The sequence below is a fragment of the Streptomyces canarius genome, assembly GCF_014650735.1.
Classification (GTDB): Bacteria; Actinomycetota; Actinomycetes; order Streptomycetales; family Streptomycetaceae; genus Streptomyces; species Streptomyces olivaceoviridis.
Window position 1 is genome coordinate 16,883 of record NZ_BMVN01000003.1, and the last position, 22,824, is coordinate 39,706.

Genomic DNA, 22,824 nt, shown 5'->3' on the forward strand with positions numbered 1-22,824 from the left:
CCCCCAGGTCTACTCTGTACACGTGCCGGAGGACGTGGGGGGCACGCCGTTCCCTGACGGCTGGGAGCCCGACGATGACCACGACCACGGGGTGTCGGACGAAGAGTTCGCCTCCGTGGTCCTCGACGAGGCCTTCGTACAGGCGGCCACCTTCCACGAGCCCACCGCCGTGGAGCGCCTTCTGGCCGCGGCCCAGGCCAGAGCCGAGGCATCCGAGGCCGAGGCCCGACGCGCCCGCGCCCGGGGCGAGCGCTACGACGGCTACGGCCCCGAGGGGGGCGCGTTCGGCCGAGACCACGACGATGACGAGCTGGACGACACCTACGTCCTCGGCGATCACCAGGGCCCCTTCGGTGCCTACGGCAAGCAGGTCCGCTGGCACCGGCCCGTGGCCTGGGTCCTCGCCGTCGTGATGGGCATCGGCATGGTCGCCCTGGCCTTCGCCGCCGTCTACCGGGGAGGCTCCTCGGGCACCCGCGACCGCGTTCCCGCCCCCGCCTCCACCGGCCTCGAACAGGGCAGCGCGTCCGCCCCCGGCCCCGCCGCCGACCGCTCCCGGCCGGCCGTCTCGGCCATTCCGCCCTCTCCCTGAGCACCCCGCCCGCGCTTGGTGAGAACCTGTCAGAAGTTGTCGCGGAGCGAGGCGTTTACCCGGGGCTCACGAGACCTACTCTGAAAGTATGGGCGGGCCTGGAGACCCACCGGAGGGGACACCCGAGGGCGGCCCCGGCGGTGCGGAGGACGAATACCGATCCGTCGTCTTCGACGAATCGTTCGTCCGCGCTGCCCGCCTCCAGGAGTTCTCCGCCGAGGAGCGGTTGGCCGACCACGCCCCCGCCGTCCGCCGCCGCCCGCCCCTGCACCGGGGCCTCACCCGGCAGGTCCTCGTCCTCGTCCTGCTGATCGCCGTCGCCTTCGCCACCGCGATCTACATGGGCGTCCGCCACCCCTACGGCTCTCCGCAGACCCGGCGGCCCGTGGAATCCCTCCGGATGACCGTCATCCCGCTCGCCCCCCAGGGCAAGGTGCCCGGCACCGCGGACCCCGAGAGGCTCTACGCGCGCAGCCCCGCCGCCCCGTACGAGGCCGGCGCCGAGGGAATACCCCTGCCCGCCTCACGCGGCACCGCCCACTTCTCCGACAGCCAGGTGGTCACCGCCCTCACCACCGCCAAGGACTACATCGTCCGCTCCTCGCTCTACCCCGAGGTGCTCAGCGGCCGTGAGGTCAGCCCCGCCCGGGCCCTGATCGACTCCGACCAGCTCGACCAGTTCGACCAGAGCCTCGACCACCCGACGGCGGACGGCCGGCACGCGGCCACCGGCTGGGTGGTCCGCATCGACCCCGCCCGCGCCCAGCTGGCCGACGGCAGGATCCGCGTCTTCGGCAGCCTGCACGCCGCCGAAGCCGACTCGGCGACCCTGGAGGTCAGCGCCGACCACACCTTCGTCTACGCCCTGCGCCCCACCGGCGCCGCCGCCGGCGCCCCCGCCTCCCTCTTCACCGTCCGCCGCGAGGTGACCTTCCGCTTCGACCGCGACGACCTGCGCACCCACCAGGTGCAGCTGGTCACGTCCTACGTCCAGGCGGGCCCCCTCGCCTGCGCCGAGGACGCCTCGGCCTACCTCCGTCCCCTCCTGGCCGGCCAGACGGCCCGGTCGGGCGGCCCCGCGGGCACCAATCCCTACGAGACCGACAGCGCCACGGCCCTGTGCGGGACGCTGGCCACGGCGGCCCAGCCGAAGGTGTGAGAGGCGCGGAGGGGGACGGCGCCGGAAGCGGTGGTTCTCCCTGCCGGGAGTCCCCCCTGCCGGGCCTGGCGCCTACTCCTCGCCGCCACCCGGGGCGTCCCCCTTGGCCGGCGGCGGGCTCCGGAAGCCGTCGAAGCCCCGCCGGACCCGGCCGCCCAGATCGCCCGCGCCGCCCGCGAGGTCCGTGACCAGCTTCATCAGCGGGTCCTTGGAGGTCTTCACATCGCTCGCGTAGCTGGCCGCCGACTCGCGGAAGGAGTCGCTGACGGAGGCGTCCCCGTCCTCGCCGCGCCGTGGGTAGTGCCCGTCCATGATCCGCTGGTAGTCCCGGGACTCGGCCCACTTCTTCAGCTCGGCGGCCCGCACGGTGGTGAACGGGTGCGAGCGGGGCAGCACGTTCAGGATCTTCAGCACCGAGTCGCGCAGATCGCCCCCGGAGTCGTACTCGTCGGCCTGCTCCAGGAACGCGTCCACGTTCATCTCGTGCAGGTGGTTGCCGCCCGCGATCTTCATCAGCCCCCGCATCGAGGCCCGGACGTCCTGGCCCACCAGCAGACCCGCCCGGTCGGCGGACAGCTCCGACTTGCGGAACCACTCCCGCAGCGCCGTGACGATCGCCATGATCGCCAGGTTGCCCAGCGGGATCCAGGCGACCTTCAGCGCGAGGCTCGTCAGGAACAGCAGGATGGTGCGGTACACCGAGTGCCCGGACAGCGCGTGCCCCACCTCGTGCCCGACGACCGCCCGCATCTCCTCCTCGTCGAGCAGCTCCACCAGGCCCGTGCTGACCACGATGATCGGCTCGTCCAGGCCGATGCACATCGCGTTCGGCTGCGGGTCCTGCGTGACGTACATCGGCGGGACCTTGTGCAGGTCCAGGATGTAACAGGCGTCCAGCAGCATGTCGTGCAGATGCGAGAACTGGCGCTCGGAGACCCGCACCGAGTCGGACAGGAACAGCAGCCTGAGGCTCCGCTCCGGCAGCAGCCCGCTGAGCGCCTTGAAAACGGTGTCGAACCCGCTCAGCTTGCGCAGCGCGACCAGGGCCGAGCGGTCGGCGGGGTGCTCGTACGCGCGCGTGGAGATCCCCGGGAAGCGCCTGCGCTGCCTGCCCGGCACCCGCTCGTGCCCCGTGTGCTGGTGGCCGTCGTCGGACATGTCTTCCCCCATGTGCGTGTGAGTGCCCACTGTGCCCCCGAGGCGGGGCCCAGCCTAGGCGGAGATACCTTGGACGGGCAGTACACCCCTGAAGGAGTCCACGTCATGGAGCACCACCCCGCAGCCGCCTGGCTGACCGAAGCCGCCGCGAGCGCCGTCCAGCAGCACGGGTCGGGAAACCTGCTCCGCGTCGTGCTGGTCGTGATGGTCCTCGGCTGTGTACTGACCGCCTGGTTCCTGCTGCGCGGCTACAAGCGGAAGGACGACTGACGAGCGGCGAAAGTTCCCCGCCGCCGGGCACCGAGCGCTCCCGCCACGCGTGGGCCGCCGGCGTCCTGCGGTCCCAACGGCGGAGTCGGCGTGATCGCCGCACGGCCGCCCGCTTACGATGAGCCGACATCTTTATTCCGCCCACACGCGATAGGTCCTGCCGAAGATGAGCTTCCACAGCGCAGCAGCCCAGTTGGTCACCCTTGCCGCCGAGGGCGAGCAGCACGGCGGAAACCACAACAGCCTGAACCCGGCCCTCACCGGCGGCGGCGCCCTGTTCATCCTGCTCCTCCTGCTGTGGATCACCACGCGCTTCAACCGCGACCGCTGAGCGGGGAACCCGTCCCCGGCCGGACGTCCGAGGCCGGGCCGGTAGGGTCTGCACGCATGGGACAGCAGGACATGCCTACCGGTCCGGCGCACGAGAGCGCCGACGACACGGTGAAGCACCCGCAGCGCGGACCGGGCAACGGCCCCGCCCACACGGGCAAACGGCGCCTCGGCGTCATGGGCGGAACGTTCGACCCGATCCACCACGGGCACCTCGTGGCGGCCAGCGAGGTCGCCGCGCAGTTCCACCTGGACGAGGTGGTGTTCGTCCCCACCGGCCAGCCGTGGCAGAAGTCCCACCGCAACGTCTCCCCGGCCGAGGACCGCTACCTGATGACGGTCATCGCGACCGCCGAGAACCCCCAGTTCTCCGTCAGCCGCATCGACATCGACCGCGGCGGCCCCACGTACACCGTCGACACCCTGCGCGACCTGCGCGCCCTCAACCCCGACACCGACCTCTTCTTCATCACCGGCGCCGACGCCCTCGCCCAGCTGCTGACCTGGCGCGACTCGGAGGAACTGTTCTCCCTCGCGCACTTCATCGGCGTCACCCGCCCCGGCCACAACCTCACCGACCCGGGCCTGCCGGAAGGCGGAGTCTCGCTCGTCGAGGTGCCCGCGCTCGCCATCTCGTCCACAGACTGCCGTGCGAGAGTCGCCAAGGGGGACCCCATCTGGTACATGGTGCCGGACGGAGTCGTGCGCTATATCGACAAGCGCGAGCTGTACCGCGGCGAGTGAGCCGAGAGGGGCACCGGTGAACGACCGATACGACACGGGTGACGCAGGCTACGGCGGCGGCCCGTACGAAGTCGTCGGCTACGACGAGTACGGCCGGCCCGTGTACGGGCAGGTCCCGGCACAGCAGGCTCCCCAGTCCCAGCAGACGGCCCACGACCCGTACGCCCAGCAGCAGGGCCACGGCTACGACCCCTATGCCACCGGCTCGCAGCAGGCGCCCTCCTACGGCCCGGTCCAACAGCCGCACGCCTACGACGCCTACGACCCCTACGGCACCCAGGCCCCGTACGACCCGTACGCCACCGGCACCCAGGAGGCCACGGGCTACGACCCCTACGGGCAGGCGGCGAGCAGCGGACAGCAGCCCCGGATCACCGAGCAGACCGCCTACATCCCGCACCAGGCCGGCCCCGCGGAGAACACCCGCGTCCCGGACGACACCCGGATCCCGCAGGACACCCTCACGCCGGGGGACACCGAGCCCCCCACGGCGGAAGAGGACCACCACACCGAGCAGTTCGCCTTCGCCGAGGAGCCCGACGGCGACTCCGAGGACGTCATCGACTGGCTGAAGTTCACCGAGAACCGCACCGAGCGCCGCGAGGAGGCCCGCCGCCGCGCCCGGAGCCGGATCATCGCCCTCCTCGTCGTCCTGGCCCTCGTCGTGGTCGGCGGTGTCGGCTACCTCTGGTTCGCCGGGAAACTGCCCGGCCTGTCCTCGTCCGACGGCAAGACCGGCACCGCCACGCCGGTCACCGCCCAGAAACGCGACGTGATCGTCGTCCACCTGCACAACACGGGCAAGGGCGGCACCTCCACGGCGCTGCTGGTCGACAACACCACCACCAAGCAGGGCACCACGGTCCTGCTGCCCAACTCCCTCGCCCTGACCGACGACGACGGCTCCACCACGACCCTCGCCAAGTCCGTGGACGACGACGGCGCCTCCGGCACCCGCGGCCAGCTCGACACGGTCCTCGGCACCAGCATCCAGGGCACCTGGCGCCTCGACACCCCCTACCTGGAGAACCTCGTCGAACTCGTCGGCAACATCGAGATCGACACCAACACCGACGTGCCCGACCCGGACACCAAGAAGAAGGGCACCGCCCCGCTCGTCCACAAGGGCCAGGGCCAGACCCTCAGCGGCAAGATGGCCGTCGCCTACGCCACCTACCGCGCCGCCGGCGAGTCCCAGAACGCCCAGCTTGAGCGGTTCGGCCAGGTCATGCAGGGCGTGCTGCGCAAGATGTCCTCCGACCCGTCGTCCGCCACCACCACCGTGCAGACCCTCGCGCAGATCCTGGACCCGCCGCTCACCGACAAGGACCTCGGCGGCTTCCTCGCCAACCTCGCCGACCTCGCCAAGAGCGGCGACTACAGGACCGCCCTGCTGCCCGTGCAGTCCGACGGCACCCTCACCGCGCAGACCAGCGACAGCGTGGTGAAGGACATCCTCGGCGGCACCGCCAAGAGCCCCGACGCCGGCTCCTCGGTCCGGGTCTCCGTCCAGAACGCCACCGGCGTGAAGGACGACACGGACAAGGCCCGGGTGGTACTCCTCAACGGCGGCTTCACCTTCCTGGAGGGCGGCACCGCCTCCGGCACCCAGACCGCCTCGAAGGTGCTCTACGCGGACGCCGCCGACAAGGCGAACGCCACCGAGGTCGCCAAGACCCTCGGGCTGCCCGCCGGCTCCGTGACCAAGGGCAGCGTCTCCTCCGGCGCCGATGTCTCGGTGATCCTCGGCGGCGACTACGAGCCGTCCTCCTCCTGACCCCGGGCCGCCCGCGCACCGGCGCGCGGCCGGGGGCACCCCACGTGATGCCGTAATCACGTGGGGTGCGCCGGGCGGTCCGTGAGACCCTTGATGACAAAAGACCGCCGACGGAAAGCCATGTAGTGACCGCCACCGATCGTTCCCTTGAGCTCATCAACACCGCCGCCCAGGCGGCGGCCGACAAGCTCGCCCACGACGTCATCGCCTACGACGTGAGCGACGTGCTGTCGATCACGGACGCCTTCCTGCTGGCATCCGCGCCGAACGACCGCCAGGTCAAGGCCATCGTCGACGAGATCGAGGAGCGCCTCCTGAAGGACCTCGGGGCCAAGCCGGTCCGCCGCGAGGGCGACCGGGAGTCCCGCTGGATCCTGCTCGACTACGTCGACATCGTCGTCCACGTCCAGCACAGCGAGGAGCGGGTCTTCTACGCCCTGGAGCGGCTGTGGAAGGACTGCCCCGAGCTGGAGCTGCCCGCCGACGCCAAGGCCACCCGCGGCAAGGCGGAGGAGCACGCCAGGGCGCAGGCCGCCGAGGCCGACCAGGAACCCGGCGGGGCGTGGTGATGAGCGCCACCGGAGAGGTGACCGACCGCAAGGGCCGGGGCCGCCGCATCATCCTGTGGCGGCACGGCCAGACCTCCTGGAACGTGGAGCGCCGCTTCCAGGGCACCACGGACGTCGAGCTGACCGAGACGGGCATCGGCCAGGCCCGCCGCGCCGCCCGGCTGCTCGCCTCCCTGCGGCCCGACGCGATCGTCTCCTCGGACCTGCGACGGGCCGCGCACACGGCGGCCGAGCTGGCCGCCCTCACCGGCCTCGACGTCACCCGCGACGAGGGGCTGCGCGAGACCTACGCGGGCGTCTGGCAGGGGCTGACGCACGAGGAGATCATCACCCGCCACGGCGAGGAGTACGCCGCCTGGAAGCGCGGCGAGGCGGTCCGCCGCGGCGGCGGCGAGCTGGAGACCGAGGTCGCCGACCGCGCCGCCCCCGTGGTGCTGCGGCACGCCGAGAAGCTGCCCGAGGACGGCACGCTCGTCGTCGTCAGCCACGGCGGCACCATCCGCACCACCATCGGCCGGCTCCTCGGCCTGGAGGCCCTGCACTGGGAGAGCCTCGGCGGGCTCTCCAACTGCTGCTGGTCCGTGCTCGGCGAGGGCGCCCGCGGCTGGCGCCTGCTGGAGCACAACGCGGGCACCCTCCCGGAGCCCGTCCTCGGCGACGACGTCTGACCGTCCCGAGCCCCCCGGCCCCGGATTTCACTTTCTGGCAGGTCACAGGCTAAAGTTCTTCTTGTTCGCCCCGCCGAGCGGGAAGAACGCAAGGGGCTATAGCTCAGTTGGTAGAGCGCCTGCATGGCATGCAGGAGGTCAGGAGTTCAATTCTCCTTAGCTCCACTGATCGACACTCCGTCGAGTTGTCAGAGATCGGTGATGAGGATCCCGTCCCCGCAGGGGGCGGGATCTTCTGCGTCCGGCTGCGCGTCCACAGCACGTTCGCCGACCGCGGCTTGAGTCGTTCGGGGCGCCGCGCCCGTATTCCTCCGCGGAGGCGTTCCCGGAGCGCTTCTGGGCGCCGGCCGGGACGGCCGCGGTGGGAGCCGTGTCCGGACTGGTACTGAGGCGTCGCTGACCGTATCGGTCCGGTCGTGGCAGAATCAAACGGCCGGAAGGGGGCGCGGCCCGACGGGAGGGAGTAGCGATGCCTGCGAGCATCCTTGAGGAGGTCGGCCACCTCCTCGGTGCGGCGTTGATACGGGATACGACCACCCGGCTGAGCTGCCCTTCCTGCGGTTCCGCGCATGTGGCGCAGGTCCTCGGCGACAACGGCGGAATCTCCTACGTGTGCACGGCCTGCGGCCACAGCTGGAGCTGATCGATGGGTGCACACAGGCGGAAGTGCGACTGGTGCGGGAGCGGTACCCCGATCGTGCGTGACATGGAGCCGATCAATCCCGATTACCAGTACTGGTGCGAGGAATGCGCGCGGGCGCTGATCATAAAAGGCGACCCGATCGAGACATACCGGGAACTGGAGGGCGAGCCGATCTACGGCCGCCTCCTGGAGGAGCACTGCACGCTCAAGAGGTTCTACCAGTTCGTCACGGCTTGACGCGGACCCCGCCCGGCCCGGCCTTCGGCAACGATGTCCGGGCCAGCGCGAGGAAGACCGCGCCGACGCCCGTGTAGACGGCCGACAGCGTCAACTCCGCGCCCGACTGGTGCAGTTCCGGCCGCCCGGTCCCGTGCGGCACCCACCACGGGGCGTACGAGCAGAACACCAGCAGGGTGCCCAGGGCCGCCGCCCGGCGCCCGCGTGTCCACAGCAGCAGCACCAGCGGCACGCACCACACCCAGTGGTGGGTCCAGGAGACCGGGCTGATCAGCAGGGCGGTGACCGCGCAGACGCACACCGCCCAGGCCCGCTGCCCCCGCAACTCCGCCCGGACGGCCACGGCGAGGCCCAGGACGGCCACCACGGCCACGCAGGCCGTCCAGAGCGCTCCCGGCTCGGGTGTGTGCAGAAGGCGGGCCAGGACGCCGCGCAGGGCCTGGTTGGCGGTGTCCTCGGCATGCCCGACCCGGCTCGCGCGGAACAGCGTCTGCGTCCAGAACCGCCAGGAGTCGTACGGCAGGACGGCCGCCGCCAGCAGCGTCGCCCCGGCGAACGCGACGGCCGCCCCGCGCGCGTGCCGCAGCCACGGCTCCCCGTGACCGCCCCTCAGGCGGGCCACCAGGCCCGTGGCCAGCAGGAACACCGGGAACAGCGCGGGCGTCAGCTTGACGGCAGCGGCCAGCCCGAGGCCCACCCCCGTCCAGCGGTCGGACCCGCCCGCGGGACGGCGGGTCAGGTCCCACAGCACCAGGACGGCCAGCAGCAGGTTGATCTGGCCGTAGCGCACGGTCGTCCACACCGGCTCGCACCACACGGCCGGCGCCGCGACCCACCACGCGGTCTCCACGCGCGCGTGGCCGACGAGTTTCAGCGACAGCCGGACGAACACCACCAGCAGCGCGAGGTTCCCGGCCGTCGCCAGCGCCCGCAGGAGTGCGGTGTCCAGCAGGGGCAGCGGGGTGAACAGCAGGGCCGCGAACGGCGGGTAGGTGGTGGGCAGGCGGGCGGCCGTCGCACGCAACGCGTACAGATCGCCGCCGGCGCGCACGGTGGCGCCCTCGGCGCGGTAGACCATCAGATCGATCATGGACACGTGCGCGGCCCGCTGAGCTGCCCAGAAGGCCGCGAAGGACACCAGGCACACGCCCAGCGCGACCGGGACCCTGCGGTGGACTGAGGGCGACGCGATCATGGCCATGAAAACCGACATTAGCGGGCGTATCGGTGCGGGTCCGAAACCGATTTTGTGCTGCGCCCTCCGCCCTGTAATGTTTACGTCGTCGCCGGGGGAACCGGGCGAAACAACAGAACAAGGGGCTATAGCTCAGTTGGTAGAGCGCCTGCATGGCATGCAGGAGGTCAGGAGTTCAATTCTCCTTAGCTCCACAGAAGTCGAAGGCGGACCATCCCGACGGATGGTCCGCCTTCGGCGTGTTGCGGCACGGCGTGGCCGAGCGGAAGGGGCGGGCCACCCGTGCGGGCGACCCGCCCCCTCGCGTGTGCTCAGCGGCCGAGCGCGCGCCGGCCGCGGCCCTGGGAGAGGACCGGCAGGTTGCGCGACGGCGCCTGCCCGCGCGTGTCCTCCTCGATGCGCAGGGCCAGCGCCGGGCAGCGGCGCACCGCGCGCAGCGCCTTGGCCTCCGCGTAGCGCGGCACCTGCGCCTGGGCCACCGTCGGGAAGCCGTCGGCGCCGAGCTCGAACACCTCCGGCAGGATGTCCGCGCACAGCCCGTGACCCCGGCAGAGCGTCCAGTCGACGTAGATCTTCTGGCGGCTGGCTCCGTTCTCCGCGGGCTCTGCGCCGCCCGGCACGCCCGTGGGGGCCCTGCCCCCCTCGAAGAGCGGCAGGACGCCCTCCACTGGCCGTCCGCAGCCGTTCCCGAGGATGTGCGCGGCCAGGTCGTCGGTGAACGCCTTGATGGTCGACTCCAGGAACATCGCCGAGCCGTCCGGGTGCGAACACGCCCCGCGCCGCTTCACGTTCTTCGCGACCTGCTTCAGCGCCTCCAGGGCGGCCGGTCCGCCGCCGTTCAGGATGTCCTCCATCCCGCGCGCGGCGGCGGGCAGCCCCAGGTAGCAGGGCCCGCACTGGCCCGCGCTCTCCTCGGCCAGCCACTGCGCGACCCGCAGCGACTCGCCCAGCGGGCACGTCTCCTGGCTGATCGGCAGGATCGCGCCCGCGCCCAGCGAACCGCCCACCGCGTCCAGCGAGTTGCGGGAGACGATCGCCTCGTTGACGGTCGCCGCGTCGATCCACTTGCCGTGGTAGCCGCCGGTCAGCACGCCCTGCGGCACCGGCGGGGCGCCGGCCAGTTGCAGCACGTAGCGCAGCGGTACGCCCGTGGGGACCTCGATCACCATGGGACGGGCGACCGCGCCGGACACCGTCAGCATCACGGTGCCCGGTTCGTCGTACAGACCGGTGTTGCCGTAGCGCTCCGGGCCGATGCGGGCGGCGATGGCCAGCTGCGCGAACGTCTCCGCGTTCGACAGCAGCGTGGGCGCGCCGCCCACGCCGCTCTGCGAGGCGCTGATCTTGCGGCCGGGCGGGATCGCCGGGCCGCCGTCGACGGAGCGGATCAGCGAGGCGGCGGCGCCGGTCACCATGCGCACCGGGTTGCGCTGCACCCACGCGCGCAGCGCCGATCTGCGGCTGTTGCTCAGCCCGCGTTCGGCGAGCGCGGCCTCCATGGAGCGCTGCGTGGACTCCCGGGTGACGCCGATGACGAGCGTGCGCGCGCCGAGCGCCTCGGCGCACAGCAGCGCGCCGTCGAGGATGAGGTGCGGGGCGCGGTTGATCAGCACCGTGTCCTTGCGGCAGGCCGGTTCGTCCTCGCTGCCGTTGACCACGACGACCGGCCGCACCCCGCGCTTGATCGCCGACTCGGCGACCGAGCGCAGCTTCCTGTGGAAGGGGAAGCCGGCGCCGCCGCGGCCCTTGAGGTTGATGCTTTCGGCAAGCTGGGCGAGCTGCTCGCCGCCCAGCGGGTCGAGCGGCCCGTGCACCTTCAGGTGCATGGGCAGATCGAGCCGCTCCACAAGGTCGAAGCCCGACGTGAGCTGGGGAAGCCCGACCACGCGGACTTCGGGGACGTCGGGCAGGGCCTCGTTCACTTAAAGCCTCCGGAAGGCGTGTTCCAAGGTTCGCCCGAGCCCGGTGTCTCGTAGGACGAGCCGGGCAGCGTTTCGGTGGCGGGACCGCTGTTGAACGTGTCAGTCGGGTTGTACGTGCCGTAGAGGCCGTTCGTCTCACCGGTGTCGTACACGTCACTTCCGCCGTATCCGGGCGTGCCCGGATTGCCGTAGACCGGGATGGTGTATCCGGTGTCCTGGAGCGGGTCGTACGCGGACGGCGGGGCCTCGCCGACCGGTGGCGGGGACGGGATCGGCCAGCTGCCGGAGGTGCTGGAGGGGCCGTCCACGCGCGGGACGGCCTCCGTGGGCCGCAGATCCATCGGCACGTCCATGCGGGCGGTCCGGTCGGCCAGGTAGGGCTGCTGGGGGCGGCCCGGCGTGGAGACCGCGCGGTAGGCAGCCGCGAAGCCGGCGTCGGGCCCGGCGGCGGGGGCGGCCGGGGTCTGGTAGAGCGGGGATGCCACCGTCTCGGCGGTCGCCGTGCGCGGATCGCGCCGGCTGTCGAAGCCGGGCAGCGCCGACTCGGCCACCCGCGAGCGGCTCGCGTCCAGCTCGTCGAGTCCGGGCCGCTCCGAGCTGCCGAACAGGGCCACCAGCCGGTCGGCGACCTTCCGCTTGACCGGGCGCGGCGCGGCGCGCAGCGCGAGGGCGCCCATGACGCCGAGCAGGGACAGGCTGTAGAGGATCACGAAGACCGGCTTGGCCGAGCGACCCGCGTAGAGGCCGTGGACCAGCGCCGCGCACCAGGCCGGGTAGGCCAGCATGTGCATGGCCCGCCAGCGGGCGGCGACCGGGGCCGGGGTGGCGAAATTGCTGCGCAGGGCGCCGGTGATGCCCACGAAGATCATCAGCAGGCCCGCGAGCGAGCCCAGTCCCACCAGGCCGGCGATTCCGGTGACGCCGAGCGAGAACGGAATGATCGCGGCGATCAGCTTCGTGTGACCGAGCGCGATCTTCGTGGTGATGTGCAGCAACAGGAACGCGATCGAGGCGACCGCGGTCGTCCGGTGCACCGCCTGGCCGATGATCCGCTGCCGCGTGTTGAGGAAGATCCGGTCCTGGGCGAACAGGCCCCAGATCACCGAGCAGCTCAGCGAGACGAGGGACAGCACGCCCGCGCCGAAGTTCAGGAACTCGCGGAACTGGCTGCCTCCGACCAGCACGACCACGGGTATGAGCAGCAGGACGACAGCGGACGCCACCCCATAGGCCGAGCGGCCCGGTTTGGGGAGCGAGCTGGTACTACGACGAGGGTTCATGGGGGCAACTCCGAGCAGTTTCGGGAAAGCGGTCCCGCTGCCGCACTCTAAGTGGCGCCATACCGATCAGTACGGGGTTTGAGTTATTGCGCTGTTATCAACGGACCATGCGACTGGGGGAGGTGTCCCGTAGGGGACGTAACGCGAAGTGATCGTTGGCCTTCGTTCGGTTCCGGCGGGCTTCGTGACATGTCCACCAGGGATACGGAAGCGCCTCGCAGCTTGCTCAAGGGCTGCGGTACCCTAACGCCATGCGTGCCGTACGCCTTCTGCTTAGCGGGCCGCGCTGATCAGTACCGACCCCGGTCCACCCGTGAGGTCGGCATCGGCGCGGCGTCCCCTCCTGTGCGAGGGGTTTTTTCGTTTCTTTGGATGTCACAGCCGCAGGCAGAGACGATCGATGGAGCTTTGAGGATCATGAGCGAGACGAACCCCGCTGCCACCGCCGCGTCGGCGGAGGCCGCGCCGCACCGCTACACGGCCGCCATGGCTGCCGAGATCGAGGCACGCTGGCAGGACTTCTGGGACGCGGACGGCACCTACGCGGCGGCGAACCCCACGGGCGACCTGGCGGGCGACCCGGAGCTGGTCGCCAAGCCCAAGAAGTTCATCATGGACATGTTCCCCTACCCCTCCGGTGCGGGCCTGCACGTCGGCCACCCGCTGGGCTACATCGCCACCGACGTCTACGCCCGGTTCCAGCGCATGACCGGCCACAACGTCCTGCACACCCTCGGCTTCGACGCCTTCGGCCTGCCCGCCGAGCAGCACGCCGTCGCGACCGGCGAGCACCCGCGGATCACCACCGAGGCCGCCATCAACAACATGAAGTCCCAGCTGCGCCGGCTGGGCCTGGGCCACGACAAGCGCCGGTCGTTCGCCACGATCGACCCGGACTACTACAAGTGGACCCAGTGGATCTTCCTGCGGATCTTCAACTCCTGGTACGACGAGAAGGCGCGCAAGGCCCGCCCCATCTCCGAGCTGATCGCCCAGTTCGAGTCCGGTGAGCGGGCGATCCCGGGCTCCACGCGCGCGTGGAACGAGCTGACCGCCACCGAGCGCGCCGACATCCTGGGCGAGTACCGCCTGGCCTACGCCTCCGACGCGCCGGTCAACTGGTGCCCGGGCCTGGGTACCGTGCTGGCCAACGAGGAGGTCACCGCCGACGGCCGCTCCGAGCGCGGCAACTTCCCGGTCTTCAAGGCCAAGCTGCGCCAGTGGAACATGCGCATCACCGCCTACGCCGACCGGCTGCTGGAGGACCTGGAGGAGCTGGACTGGCCCGAGGCCATCAAGCTGCAACAGCGCAACTGGATCGGCCGCAGCGAGGGCGCCCGCGTCGACTTCCCGATCGACGGCGAGCGCATCACGGTCTTCACCACCCGCCCGGACACCCTGTTCGGCGCGACCTACATGGTGCTGGCCCCCGAGCACCCGCTGGTCGAGAAGTTCACCCCCGAGGCGTGGCCCGAGGGCACGCACGAGGTGTGGACCGGCGGCCACGCCACCCCGGCCGAGGCCGTCGCCGCCTACCGCGCGCAGGCCGCCTCGAAGTCCGACGTCGAGCGCCAGGCCGAGGCCAAGGACAAGACCGGCGTCTTCACCGGCGCGTTCGCGACCAACCCGGTCAACGGCGAGCAGGTCCCGGTCTTCATCGCCGACTACGTCCTGATGGGCTACGGCACCGGCGCGATCATGGCCGTCCCCGCGCACGACAGCCGCGACTTCGCCTTCGCGCGCGCCTTCGAGCTGCCGATCCGCTGCGTGGTCGAGCCGACCGACGGCCGCGGCACCGACCCGTCCACCTGGGACGACGCCTTCGTCTCCTACGACGCGAAGATCGTCAACTCCGACAGCGACGACGTACGGCTGAACGGCCTGGGCGTGGTCGAGGCCAAGACGCGCATCACCGAATGGCTGGAGCGCGAGGGCATCGGCGAGGGCACCGTCAACTTCCGGCTGCGCGACTGGCTGTTCAGCCGCCAGCGCTACTGGGGCGAGCCCTTCCCGATCGTCTACGACGAGGACGGCACCGCCCACGCGCTGCCCGAGTCGATGCTGCCGCTGGAGCTGCCCGAGATCGAGGACTACAGCCCGCGCACCTTCGACCCGGACGACGCCGACACCAAGCCCGAGACGCCGCTGTCGCGCAACGAGGAATGGGTCAACGTCACGCTGGACCTGGGCGACGGCCCCAAGAAGTACCGCCGCGAGACCAACACCATGCCCAACTGGGCCGGTTCCTGCTGGTACGAATTCCGCTACCTGGACCCGCACAACGACCAGAAGCTGGTCGACCCGGAGATCGAGCGGTACTGGATGGGTCCGCGCGAGGGCCGGCCGCACGGCGGCGTCGACCTGTACGTCGGCGGCGCCGAGCACGCCGTGCTGCACCTGCTGTACGCGCGCTTCTGGTCCAAGGTCCTGTACGACCTGGGGCACGTCTCCTCCGCGGAGCCGTTCCACAAGCTGTTCAACCAGGGCATGATCCAGGCCTACGTCTACCGCGACAGCCGTGGCATCGCGGTGCCGGCCGCCGAGGTGGAGGAGCGCGACGGCGCCTACTACTACCAGGGCCAGAAGGTCAGCCGGCTGCTGGGCAAGATGGGCAAGTCCCTGAAGAACGCGGTGACTCCGGACGAGATCGCCGCCGAGTACGGCGCCGACACGCTGCGCCTGTACGAGATGGCCATGGGCCCGCTGGACGTCTCCCGCCCGTGGGACACGCGCGCGGTGGTCGGCCAGTTCCGGCTGTTGCAGCGGCTGTGGCGCAACATCGTCGACGAGAACACCGGCGAGGTCACCGTCACCGACGCCGAGGCCGACGAGGAGACCCTGCGCGCCCTGCACAAGGCGATCGACGGCGTGCGCCAGGACCTGGAGGGCCTGCGCTTCAACACCGCCATCGCCAAGGTCACCGAGCTGAACAACCACCTGACCAAGGCCGGCGCCGCCGTGCCGCGGTCCGTGGCCGAGCCGCTGGTGCTGATGGTTGCCCCGCTGGCCCCGCACATCGCCGAGGAGCTGTGGCGCAAGCTGGGCCACACCGACTCGGTCGTCCACCAGGACTTCCCGGTCGCCGACCCGGCCTACGTCGTGGACGAGACCGTGACCTGTGTGGTGCAGATCAAGGGCAAGGTCAAGGCCCGGCTGGAGGTGCCGCCCACCATCTCCGAGGAGGAGCTGGAGAAGGTGGCGCTGGCCGACGAGAAGGTCGTCGCGGCGCTGGACGGCGCGGGCATCCGCAAGGTGATCGTGCGGGCGCCGAAGCTGGTCAACATCGTCCCCGCGTAACAACCGGAGGATTTTCACCGGCTCGGGGTAGTCCCCTACGGGCAGGTTCGGGGTTCTCGCGGAACTCCGGGCCTGCCCGTTGCGTTTACCGTGGAGAGCACAGCGGCTTGTGCCGTGCCGACCGGAGGAGGAGCGTCATGGAAGTCGTGCTGACCGTGTTCGCCCTGCTCTTCCTGCTGTTCGTCGCCCTGGGCGCGTACGCCACGCTCAAGGCGGTCGGCGCCGCCAAGCGCGGTGTGGACCGGACCATCGCGCAGGCCCGCCGCACCGTCGAGGACCACACCCTGCGCGCCAAGTCCTTCGCACAGATCGGACCCGCCGGCGAGATCGCCCAGCTGCGGCTCGCGCTGCGCACGTCCATGCGCGCCACCCAGGACGCGCTGCACGCGGGCGTGGCAGAGGACGAGTCGCTGAAGGAGTCCCTCGGCCTCTTCGAACGGCTCAGCGCACACGGACACGAGCTGGACGCCGACCTCAAGCGTCTGGAGTCCGAGCCGGACCGGGCCACGCTCACCGCGCGCCTGCCCGAACTGCGCAGCCGCACCGAGCGGATCACCAAGTCCGCGGACTCCCTGCGCTGGGCCGTCCGCGACCGGGCCCGCCGCTTCGCCGACGACGACCTGGGCACCCTCAGCGCACAGATCGACATCGAAGCGGACGCCCTGCGCCACTGGACGCGGGCCGAGCCCGGCCAGGCACCCCCGCCGTGGCCCGACGCACCCGCCACCGCCGACGGCCGGGCCGCCGAACAGACCTGGCCGAAGGCGCCCGGGGCCCCCGCCGCCGAGGAGCCCGCCCCCGAGGCGATCGCCCCGCCGTCATGGCGCCCCACCGCACCGTGGCAGAAGAAGCCCCGCCCCGAGAGCACCACCTGAGCGAGCCGCACCCGGACCGCGGGACAGGGGCCGGGCTGCCGAGGGAGCACTACGCCAGGTAACCTCCAGCTCATGTCCCGCCATGTCGCGATCGTCACCGATTCCACGGCCTACCTGCCGCCCCGGGCGATGGAGCGTCACGGCATCACCGCGGTCCCGCTGACCGTGGTCCTCGGCGACCAGGCCCTGGAAGAGGGCACCGAGATCTCGACCCGCTCCCTGGCCCAGGCACTTCAGAAGCGACGCCCCGTCACCACCTCCCGCCCCAGCCCCCAGGTGTTCGCGGAGACCTACCGCAAGGTCGCCGAGTCCGGCGCGTGCGGCATCGTCTCCCTGCACCTGTCCGCCGAACTGTCCGGCACCTACGACGCGGCGGTCCTCGCGGCGCGCGAGGCACCGGTGCCCGTGCGGGTGGTGGACACCGGAATGGTCGCGATGGCGCTCGGCTTCTGCGCGCTCGCCGCGGCCCAGGTCGCGGAAGCGGGCGGCACGGTGGACGAGGCCGTCACGGCCGCCGAGAAGCGCGCCGACGGCACCTCCGCCTTCTTCTACGTCGACACCCTCGACTATCTGCGCCGCGGTGGCCGTATCGGTGCCGCGCAGGCACTGCTGGGCTCCGCGCTCGCGGTCAAACCCCTGCTCCAGCTGGACGCCGGCCGCATCGACCTGCTCGAAAAGGTCCGTACGGCGTCCAGGGCGATCGCGCGCCTGGAGGAACTGGCCGCCGAGCGGGCGGGCAGCGCCGAGGTCGACATCGCCGTCCACCATCTCGCCGCCCCCGACCGCGCCGCCGCCCTCGCCGACCGGCTGCGCGCGCGCCTGCCGGGCCTGGCCGACCTGCATGTCAGCGAGGTCGGAGCGGTGATCGGAGCGCACACCGGGCCCGGACTGCTGGGCGCGGTCGTCTCGCCCCGCTGACAACGGTGGTCCCGGGTACGGCCTGTTCCCGGTGAGGCCGAGGGCCGTCCGGCTTCACCCGTGTGAGTGGCGGAGTTGTCCACAACCGGGCGGTTGTCCACGGGAATTCACCAAGATCATCGAGGTCGGGCGGAATGCCCCATCCTCGTCGCATGGCACTTCGATCTCGCTCACGCACAGCTACCGCGACCAGCGGCCCCGGCCGTGCCCCCGCCTCCGACGGCCGCGTCCGGCAGCGCCGCCCCACCGGCCGCCGCCATGCCCGCCGTCGCCCGTCCGCACCGGCGGAGGAACTGCGCCGCCGAGCGGAACTCCTCTTCGGGGAACGGGCCGCGCAGTGGCGGGAGTCGGGGAACGCGCCGCCGGTCCGGGACGGCTCCGGGGACACACCGACGGCAACGGTGACGGGCCTGGCACCCGCCCTGAGTCCGCGTTCGGGTTCCAGGCGGACGGTGACCGCGACCACGTCGGTGTCGGGCGGGAACCGGGAGCGGGCGGCGACTGTCGCCGCGCCTGAACCGGGTGGTGGGGTGCGGTTGCCGGAGCCGGAGCCGGAGCCGGAGCCGGAGCCGGTGTCGGAATCGGTGTCGGAATCGAAGCCGGTGTCGGAGGAGTCCGGGGCCGCGCCGGGTCGGCGGGAGCGGGCGGGGCTGGCGCTGCGCGAGCGGATGCCGGTGTGGCTCCAGGCCCGCTACGGAGTGGAGCGGCGGGGAGCCGTGGCGCTCGCCGTGGTGCTCGTGGCCGCCGCTGTGTTCGCCGTGCAGCACTTCTGGGCAGGCCGGCCCCAGCAGGTGAGCGCCCCTCAGGTGGTGCGTGCCCAGGCGCCCTTCACCAAGAAGGGTGGGGGAGCGACCGCCGGACCGGCCACGGGCACGTCGGCGACACCGGGCCCGGAGATCGTCGTGGACATCAGCGGCAAGGTCCGGGAGCCGGGAATCCGGCGGCTGCCGGCCGGCGCCCGGGTGGCCGACGCGCTGCGGGCGGCGGGCGGGGTCCGGCCGGGCGTGAGCACGGAAGGACTGAACCGCGCCCGCTTCCTGGTCGACGGCGAACAGGTCGTTGTCGGCATCCCCGCCGGCGCCGCCGCTCCGCCCGCCCCGGCAGGAGGGTCGCTCACCGGATCCACCGGCACGGGCCCGCCGGCGCCGGTCTCCCTGAACACGGCCACGGTGGACCAGCTCGACACCCTGCCCGGGGTCGGCCCGGTACTGGCCCAGCACATCGTCGACTACCGCACCCAGCACGGCGGTTTCCGCTCGGTGGACGAACTGCGCGAGGTCAACGGCATCGGCGACCGCCGATTCACCGATCTGCGCGATCTGGTACGGCCATGAGCCGCGTGCTCGACGGGACCGGCCCGCGCTCCGAGCCCGAGCGGGACGGCACCCCGCGCACCGACCGGAGCGGTCCCATGGACCTGCGTCTGGTACCGCCCGCACTCGCGGCCTGGGCCACGGCGGCCCTGACCGTGGACGCGCCGGGGGCCTGGGCCGCGGTGACCGCCGCCGTCTGCCTGGTCGGCGGGGTGCTCCTGCTGTCGGTGCGGCGGCCGGGAGGGGCGGGCGGGGCCGGACGGACTGAGACGGGTCCGCCGGCCGATGACGCGGTCGCTGCTCGGCGGACGGCGTCGACGGGAACGGTGTCGACAGGGACGGCGGTGACAGGGACGGCGGTGACGGGGCAGGGCCGCTGTGCGGAGAGGGCTTGCTGGGCGGAGCGGGTCCGGTGGGTGCGTGCCCGGTTCGGATGGGCGCGTGCCGCCGTCGCCGCGGTGTTGCTCTGTGTCGCCGCGGCAGCCGCCTCCGCCGGGCTGCACGGGGCCGATGTGCGTCGTGGGCCGGTGCCGGAGCTGGCCCGGCGGTACGCGACCGTGACCGCCGAGGTCGAGGTGAGCGGCGATCCCTGGCTGAGCAGGCCACACGTGCGCGGTGATCACGCCGCACCCGCGGCGGTGCTGGCCCGGGCCGAGGTGCGCGACGTCGAGGAGGCCGACGGAAGACGTGCGCGGACGCGAACGCCCGTGCTGTTGATCGTCGACCCGGATGTCCCGGCACCGGAGGAGAGTGCCGCGGGAGGCCGGAGATCCGGGCCGCCACCGGACCGCGCCGGACAGAGCGTGCCGGCCGGGCGGGCCGCCTGGCTCGGGCTGCTGCCGTCCACGCGGCTGCGGGTGGCCGGGCGGCTGGCGCCTGCACTGACGGGCGGTGACCGGATCGCGGCCGTGCTACGGGTGCGCGGCCGTCCGGAGCCGCGGACCGTGGCCGGGCCGAGCGGGCCACAACGTTGGGCGGGTCGGCTCCGAGCCGGCCTGCGGGACGCGACCGAAGACCTGCCGGGAGACGCGCGGGCGCTGCTGCCGGGGCTGGTCGTCGGGGACACCTCGCGGATCACGCCCGAGCTGGACCACGCCTTCGAGGAGACGGACCTGGCGCACACGCTCGCCGTCTCCGGCAGCAACCTCACCGTCCTGCTCGCGTTGCTCATCGGCCCGCCCGGCCTGGCCCAACGGGCCGAGCGTCGCGGCCTGGCGCCACGCCTGGGGCTCTCCCTGCGGGCGACGGCCCTGCTCGCGGGGGCGCTGACACTGGGCTTCGTGGTCGTCTGCCGGCCCGAACCCAGTGTGCTGCGGGCCGCCGCCTGCGGCGCGGTCGCGCTGCTCGCCCTGGCCACCGGACGCCGTAGATCACTGGTGCCGGCATTGGCCACGGCCGTCCTGCTGCTGGTGCTGTACGACCCGTGGCTGGCCCGCAGTTACGGCTTCCTGCTGTCCGTGCTGGCCACCGGTGCGCTGCTGGTGCTGGCGCCGGGCTGGAGCGAGGCGTTGCGGCGGCGTGGCGTGCCCCCGCGGCTCGCCGAGGCACTGGCGACCGCCGCCGCAGCGCAGGCCGTGTGCGCGCCCGTCGTGGCGGTGCTGTCGGCCCGGGTGAGCCTGGTGGCGGTGCCGTGCAATCTGCTGGCCGAGGTGGCGGTGGCACCGGCGACGGTCCTGGGGTTCGCGGCGCTCGCGGCGGCGCCGGTGGCGATGCCGGTGGCCAAGCTGTCGGCCTGGTGCGCGAGTTGGCCGGCGCGGTGGATCGCCGGCGTCGCCCGGACCGGGGCGGCGCTGCCGGGCGCGGGAGTGGACTGGCCCGGGAACTGGCGGGGCGCACTGGCGCTGGCGGTGGTCACCGTGGCCGTCGTCCTGGCCGGCCGGAGACTGCTGCGGCACCCGGCGTGGTGCGGGCTGCTCGCGGTGCTGCTCGTGCTGCTGGTCACGCGGCCGGCGCCGCTGACCCGGGTGATCACGGGCTGGCCGCCACCGGGCTGGCGGTTCGCGATGTGCGATGTCGGGCAGGGCGACGCGACCGTGTTGGCGGCGGGCGAGGGTGCCGGCGTGGTGGTGGACGCCGGACCCGATTCGGCACTGGTCGACGACTGCCTGCGACGGCTGGGCGTCACTCGTGTTCCCCTCCTCGTCCTCACCCACTTCCACGCCGACCATGTGGCGGGCCTGCCCGGCGTCCTGCGGGGCCGCGAGGTGGCCGCGATCGAGACCACGGCGTTCGCGGAGCCCGCGGATCAGGCGGAGTTCGTCCGAAGAGAGGCGGCCGAGCGGCACATCCCGGTCACGACCGCCGTCGCGGGAGAGGAGCGGCGCACCGGACCGCTCACCTGGCGGGTGCTGTGGCCACCGCCACCGCCATCGCTACCGCCGCCATCGCAAGCGCCATCGCCGTCACGGAGCCCGCGCGTGCCCCCGGTAGGACAGGGCGCGGGGACCGGGTGGGAGCCGGAGGGTCCGAACGACGCCAGCGTCGCACTGCTCGTGCGCACGGGCGGGCTGCGGCTGCTGTTGCTCGGGGATCTGGAACCCCCGGCCCAGCAGGCGCTGGTGCGGTCCCCGGCGGCGGCGGACCTGGCCGGAGTGGACGTCCTGAAGGTGGCCCATCACGGCTCGGCCTATCAGGAGCCGGAGCTGTTGCGCCTCGCGGCGCCCCGGGTGGCGCTGGTGTCCGCCGGTACAGGCAACCCCTATGGTCACCCGGCCCCGACGACCACGGCCGCGCTGCGGGCCGGCGGCGCGGTGGTCCTGCGCACCGACCGGGACGGGGCGCTCGCCGTCACCGGGGCCGGAGGGAGGGGTGGACGGATGGGGGTGGTGAGAGAGGACTGACGATGAAGGGAGACGCCGGGAGAGGCCGGAGACGACCGGGGACGGCCGGCGAGCACGAGAAAGGGCCGGCCCAGAGAGAAGGGGAGGAGAAGGGCCGGCTGCGAGAGAAGGGTGAGAAGCCCGGCCCGGTGAGGGCGGGTAAGGGCTGGAGCAGACTGGGCCCATGACCTCGGTACAGATCGACGCCTATCTCCGCCGACTCGGCCTCGCGCGCCCACCGCGGCCCACCAGCGAGGCGCTGCGCGAGTTGCACCTGCGCCATCTGCGGACCGTTCCCTTCGAGAACCTGTCGGTCCACCTCGGAGAGGAGATCACCCTGGAGGAGAAGCGGCTGCTGGACAAGGTGACCGAGGCCCGGCGGGGCGGCTTCTGCTACGAACTGAACGGCGCGTTCGGGACGTTGCTCACCTCCCTCGGTTACGAGGTCGAACTGCTCGCGGGACGCGTGTACGGCGACGAGGGGCGGCTCGGGATCCCGTACGACCACCTGGCGCTGCGGGTGCGGGCGGCGGACGGGGACACCTGGCTCGCCGACGTCGGGTTCGGGGCGCACAGCCACTGTCCGCTCGCCTATGCGGAACGCGGGGAGCAGGACGACCCCGGTGGCAGGTTCCGGGTGGTGGAGGCGGGGCCGGACCCGGCCGGGGTGCGTGGTGGTGCCGCGCCGGGCACCGGGGACCTGGAGGTCGTGCGGGACGGCAAGCCGCAGTACCGGCTGGAGACCCGCCCCAGGGCGCTCGGGGACTTCGCGGCCGGCGCCTGGTGGCACAGCACGTCGCCGCGGTCGCACTTCACCCGGTCGCTGGTCTGTTCGCGGCTCACGGAGGACGGAGGGAGGATCACGCTCAGCGGGCGCAGCCTGAGGACGACCACCGTGGACGGCACGCAGGAGACACGGGAGCTGGAGACGGACGAGGAGGTGCTGACGCTCTACCGGGAGCGTTTCGGTATCGAGTTGAGCTGTCTGCCGACGGTGCGCACTTCGGCCTGAAGGGCTGATTCCGCTCAGTTCCGGCGCATGTGCTGGATTCCCGTGA

At 72.3% G+C, this 22,824-nt stretch carries 20 protein-coding genes and 2 tRNA genes; 18 read left to right on the forward strand and 4 right to left on the reverse strand.

Annotated elements, in window-relative coordinates; genetic code table 11:
• Positions 1–22 precede the first annotated feature (22 nt).
• Complete coding sequence (locus IE294_RS04730; protein ID WP_444545310.1) at positions 23–592, forward strand: SCO2584 family spore wall biosynthesis protein; 570 nt, start codon at positions 23–25, stop codon at positions 590–592.
• 88 nt (positions 593–680) lie between these two features.
• Entirely contained in the window at positions 681–1,751 is a 1,071-nt protein-coding gene (locus IE294_RS04735) for an SCO2583 family membrane protein (protein ID WP_189882573.1), read from the forward strand.
• Positions 1,752–1,823: 72 nt separating this feature from the next.
• On the opposite strand, the gene IE294_RS04740 is transcribed toward IE294_RS04735, so the two are convergent.
• Positions 1,824–2,909 (reverse strand): M48 family metallopeptidase, encoded by a 1,086-nt coding sequence (locus IE294_RS04740; protein WP_189882575.1) that lies wholly within the window; start codon positions 2,907–2,909, stop codon positions 1,824–1,826.
• 105 nt (positions 2,910–3,014) lie between these two features.
• Between IE294_RS04740 and IE294_RS04745 the strand changes: the two genes are divergently transcribed.
• The 9 genes from IE294_RS04745 to IE294_RS04785 all read left to right on the forward strand — a co-directional run bounded on the left by IE294_RS04745 (position 3,015) and on the right by IE294_RS04785 (position 8,147).
• Complete coding sequence (locus tag IE294_RS04745) at positions 3,015–3,179, forward strand: hypothetical protein (protein WP_189882577.1); 165 nt, start codon at positions 3,015–3,017, stop codon at positions 3,177–3,179.
• A gap of 166 nt (positions 3,180–3,345) precedes the next feature.
• Complete coding sequence (locus IE294_RS04750) at positions 3,346–3,510, forward strand: hypothetical protein (protein WP_014672678.1); 165 nt, start codon at positions 3,346–3,348, stop codon at positions 3,508–3,510.
• Positions 3,511–3,566: 56 nt separating this feature from the next.
• Complete coding sequence (gene nadD, locus IE294_RS04755) at positions 3,567–4,253, forward strand: nicotinate-nucleotide adenylyltransferase (RefSeq protein WP_189813310.1); 687 nt, start codon at positions 3,567–3,569, stop codon at positions 4,251–4,253.
• 16 nt (positions 4,254–4,269) lie between these two features.
• Complete coding sequence (locus IE294_RS04760) at positions 4,270–6,030, forward strand: LCP family protein (RefSeq protein ID WP_189882579.1); 1,761 nt, start codon at positions 4,270–4,272, stop codon at positions 6,028–6,030.
• Positions 6,031–6,155: 125 nt separating this feature from the next.
• Positions 6,156–6,599: a ribosome silencing factor gene (rsfS, locus tag IE294_RS04765; RefSeq protein ID WP_014672675.1), complete on the forward strand. Its 444-nt coding sequence runs from the start codon at positions 6,156–6,158 to the stop codon at positions 6,597–6,599.
• Entirely contained in the window at positions 6,599–7,267 is a 669-nt protein-coding gene (locus tag IE294_RS04770) for a histidine phosphatase family protein (RefSeq protein ID WP_189882581.1), read from the forward strand. The genes rsfS and IE294_RS04770 overlap by 1 nt, the downstream gene beginning before the upstream one ends.
• A gap of 92 nt (positions 7,268–7,359) precedes the next feature.
• Positions 7,360–7,432: transfer RNA gene (locus tag IE294_RS04775), tRNA-Ala, on the forward strand.
• Positions 7,433–7,736: 304 nt separating this feature from the next.
• Positions 7,737–7,910, forward strand: coding sequence for a hypothetical protein (locus IE294_RS04780; protein ID WP_014672673.1), 174 nt, complete (start codon positions 7,737–7,739; stop codon positions 7,908–7,910).
• A 3-nt stretch (positions 7,911–7,913) separates the two neighbouring features.
• Entirely contained in the window at positions 7,914–8,147 is a 234-nt protein-coding gene (locus IE294_RS04785) for a hypothetical protein (protein WP_030653820.1), read from the forward strand.
• On the opposite strand, the gene IE294_RS04790 is transcribed toward IE294_RS04785, so the two are convergent.
• Positions 8,137–9,348: a glycosyltransferase 87 family protein gene (locus tag IE294_RS04790; protein WP_189882583.1), complete on the reverse strand. Its 1,212-nt coding sequence runs from the start codon at positions 9,346–9,348 to the stop codon at positions 8,137–8,139. The two genes, IE294_RS04785 and IE294_RS04790, sit on opposite strands and share 11 nt — an antisense overlap.
• A 115-nt stretch (positions 9,349–9,463) precedes the next feature.
• On the opposite strand from IE294_RS04790, the gene IE294_RS04795 reads away from it, so the two are divergent.
• Positions 9,464–9,536, forward strand: a tRNA-Ala gene (locus IE294_RS04795).
• A gap of 117 nt (positions 9,537–9,653) precedes the next feature.
• On the opposite strand, the gene IE294_RS04800 is transcribed toward IE294_RS04795, so the two are convergent.
• Together IE294_RS04800 and IE294_RS04805 are read right to left on the reverse strand one after the other, a co-directional pair.
• Entirely contained in the window at positions 9,654–11,264 is a 1,611-nt protein-coding gene (locus tag IE294_RS04800; RefSeq protein WP_189882585.1) for an NADH-quinone oxidoreductase subunit NuoF family protein, read from the reverse strand.
• A complete protein-coding gene (locus IE294_RS04805) occupies positions 11,261–12,544 on the reverse strand; it encodes a ferric reductase-like transmembrane domain-containing protein (protein ID WP_189882587.1) in 1,284 nt (427 codons plus the stop codon). The genes IE294_RS04800 and IE294_RS04805 overlap by 4 nt, the downstream gene beginning before the upstream one ends.
• A gap of 417 nt (positions 12,545–12,961) precedes the next feature.
• On the opposite strand from IE294_RS04805, the gene leuS reads away from it, so the two are divergent.
• The 6 genes from leuS (at position 12,962) to IE294_RS04835 (ending at position 22,778) form a co-directional block, all read left to right on the forward strand.
• Positions 12,962–15,841, forward strand: coding sequence for a leucine--tRNA ligase (leuS, locus tag IE294_RS04810; protein ID WP_189882589.1), 2,880 nt, complete (start codon positions 12,962–12,964; stop codon positions 15,839–15,841).
• Positions 15,842–15,978: 137 nt separating this feature from the next.
• Positions 15,979–16,716, forward strand: coding sequence for a hypothetical protein (locus IE294_RS04815; RefSeq protein WP_189882591.1), 738 nt, complete (start codon positions 15,979–15,981; stop codon positions 16,714–16,716).
• A 72-nt stretch (positions 16,717–16,788) separates the two neighbouring features.
• Entirely contained in the window at positions 16,789–17,634 is an 846-nt protein-coding gene (locus IE294_RS04820; RefSeq protein WP_189882593.1) for a DegV family protein, read from the forward strand.
• Positions 17,635–17,786: 152 nt separating this feature from the next.
• Entirely contained in the window at positions 17,787–18,968 is a 1,182-nt protein-coding gene (locus IE294_RS04825; RefSeq protein WP_189882595.1) for a ComEA family DNA-binding protein, read from the forward strand.
• Positions 18,965–21,787 carry a ComEC/Rec2 family competence protein gene (locus IE294_RS04830; protein WP_229917018.1) on the forward strand — a complete coding sequence of 941 codons (2,823 nt, stop codon included), beginning with the start codon at positions 18,965–18,967 and terminating at the stop codon, positions 21,785–21,787. Before IE294_RS04825 ends, IE294_RS04830 begins: the two co-directional genes overlap by 4 nt.
• Positions 21,788–21,950: 163 nt before the next feature.
• Entirely contained in the window at positions 21,951–22,778 is an 828-nt protein-coding gene (locus IE294_RS04835) for an arylamine N-acetyltransferase family protein (protein ID WP_189882597.1), read from the forward strand.
• The last annotated feature ends 46 nt before the right edge of the window (positions 22,779–22,824 follow it).

What these genes read in the sequence shown, in the direction of transcription:
- IE294_RS04735 (WP_189882573.1), top strand. Translation starts at nt 681, where the DNA reads ATGGGCGGGCCTGGAGACCCACCGGAGGGGACACCCGAGGGCGGCCCC.
- IE294_RS04740 (WP_189882575.1), bottom strand. Translation starts at nt 2,909, where the DNA reads ATGTCCGACGACGGCCACCAGCACACGGGGCACGAGCGGGTGCCGGGC.
- IE294_RS04745 (WP_189882577.1), top strand. Translation starts at nt 3,015, where the DNA reads ATGGAGCACCACCCCGCAGCCGCCTGGCTGACCGAAGCCGCCGCGAGC.
- IE294_RS04750 (WP_014672678.1), top strand. Translation starts at nt 3,346, where the DNA reads ATGAGCTTCCACAGCGCAGCAGCCCAGTTGGTCACCCTTGCCGCCGAG.
- nadD (WP_189813310.1), top strand. Translation starts at nt 3,567, where the DNA reads ATGGGACAGCAGGACATGCCTACCGGTCCGGCGCACGAGAGCGCCGAC.
- IE294_RS04770 (WP_189882581.1), top strand. Translation starts at nt 6,599, where the DNA reads ATGAGCGCCACCGGAGAGGTGACCGACCGCAAGGGCCGGGGCCGCCGC.
- IE294_RS04780 (WP_014672673.1), top strand. Translation starts at nt 7,737, where the DNA reads ATGCCTGCGAGCATCCTTGAGGAGGTCGGCCACCTCCTCGGTGCGGCG.
- IE294_RS04785 (WP_030653820.1), top strand. Translation starts at nt 7,914, where the DNA reads ATGGGTGCACACAGGCGGAAGTGCGACTGGTGCGGGAGCGGTACCCCG.
- IE294_RS04790 (WP_189882583.1), bottom strand. Translation starts at nt 9,348, where the DNA reads ATGGCCATGATCGCGTCGCCCTCAGTCCACCGCAGGGTCCCGGTCGCG.
- IE294_RS04805 (WP_189882587.1), bottom strand. Translation starts at nt 12,544, where the DNA reads ATGAACCCTCGTCGTAGTACCAGCTCGCTCCCCAAACCGGGCCGCTCG.
- leuS (WP_189882589.1), top strand. Translation starts at nt 12,962, where the DNA reads ATGAGCGAGACGAACCCCGCTGCCACCGCCGCGTCGGCGGAGGCCGCG.
- IE294_RS04815 (WP_189882591.1), top strand. Translation starts at nt 15,979, where the DNA reads ATGGAAGTCGTGCTGACCGTGTTCGCCCTGCTCTTCCTGCTGTTCGTC.
- IE294_RS04820 (WP_189882593.1), top strand. Translation starts at nt 16,789, where the DNA reads ATGTCCCGCCATGTCGCGATCGTCACCGATTCCACGGCCTACCTGCCG.
- IE294_RS04825 (WP_189882595.1), top strand. Translation starts at nt 17,787, where the DNA reads ATGGCACTTCGATCTCGCTCACGCACAGCTACCGCGACCAGCGGCCCC.
- IE294_RS04830 (WP_229917018.1), top strand. Translation starts at nt 18,965, where the DNA reads ATGAGCCGCGTGCTCGACGGGACCGGCCCGCGCTCCGAGCCCGAGCGG.
- IE294_RS04835 (WP_189882597.1), top strand. Translation starts at nt 21,951, where the DNA reads ATGACCTCGGTACAGATCGACGCCTATCTCCGCCGACTCGGCCTCGCG.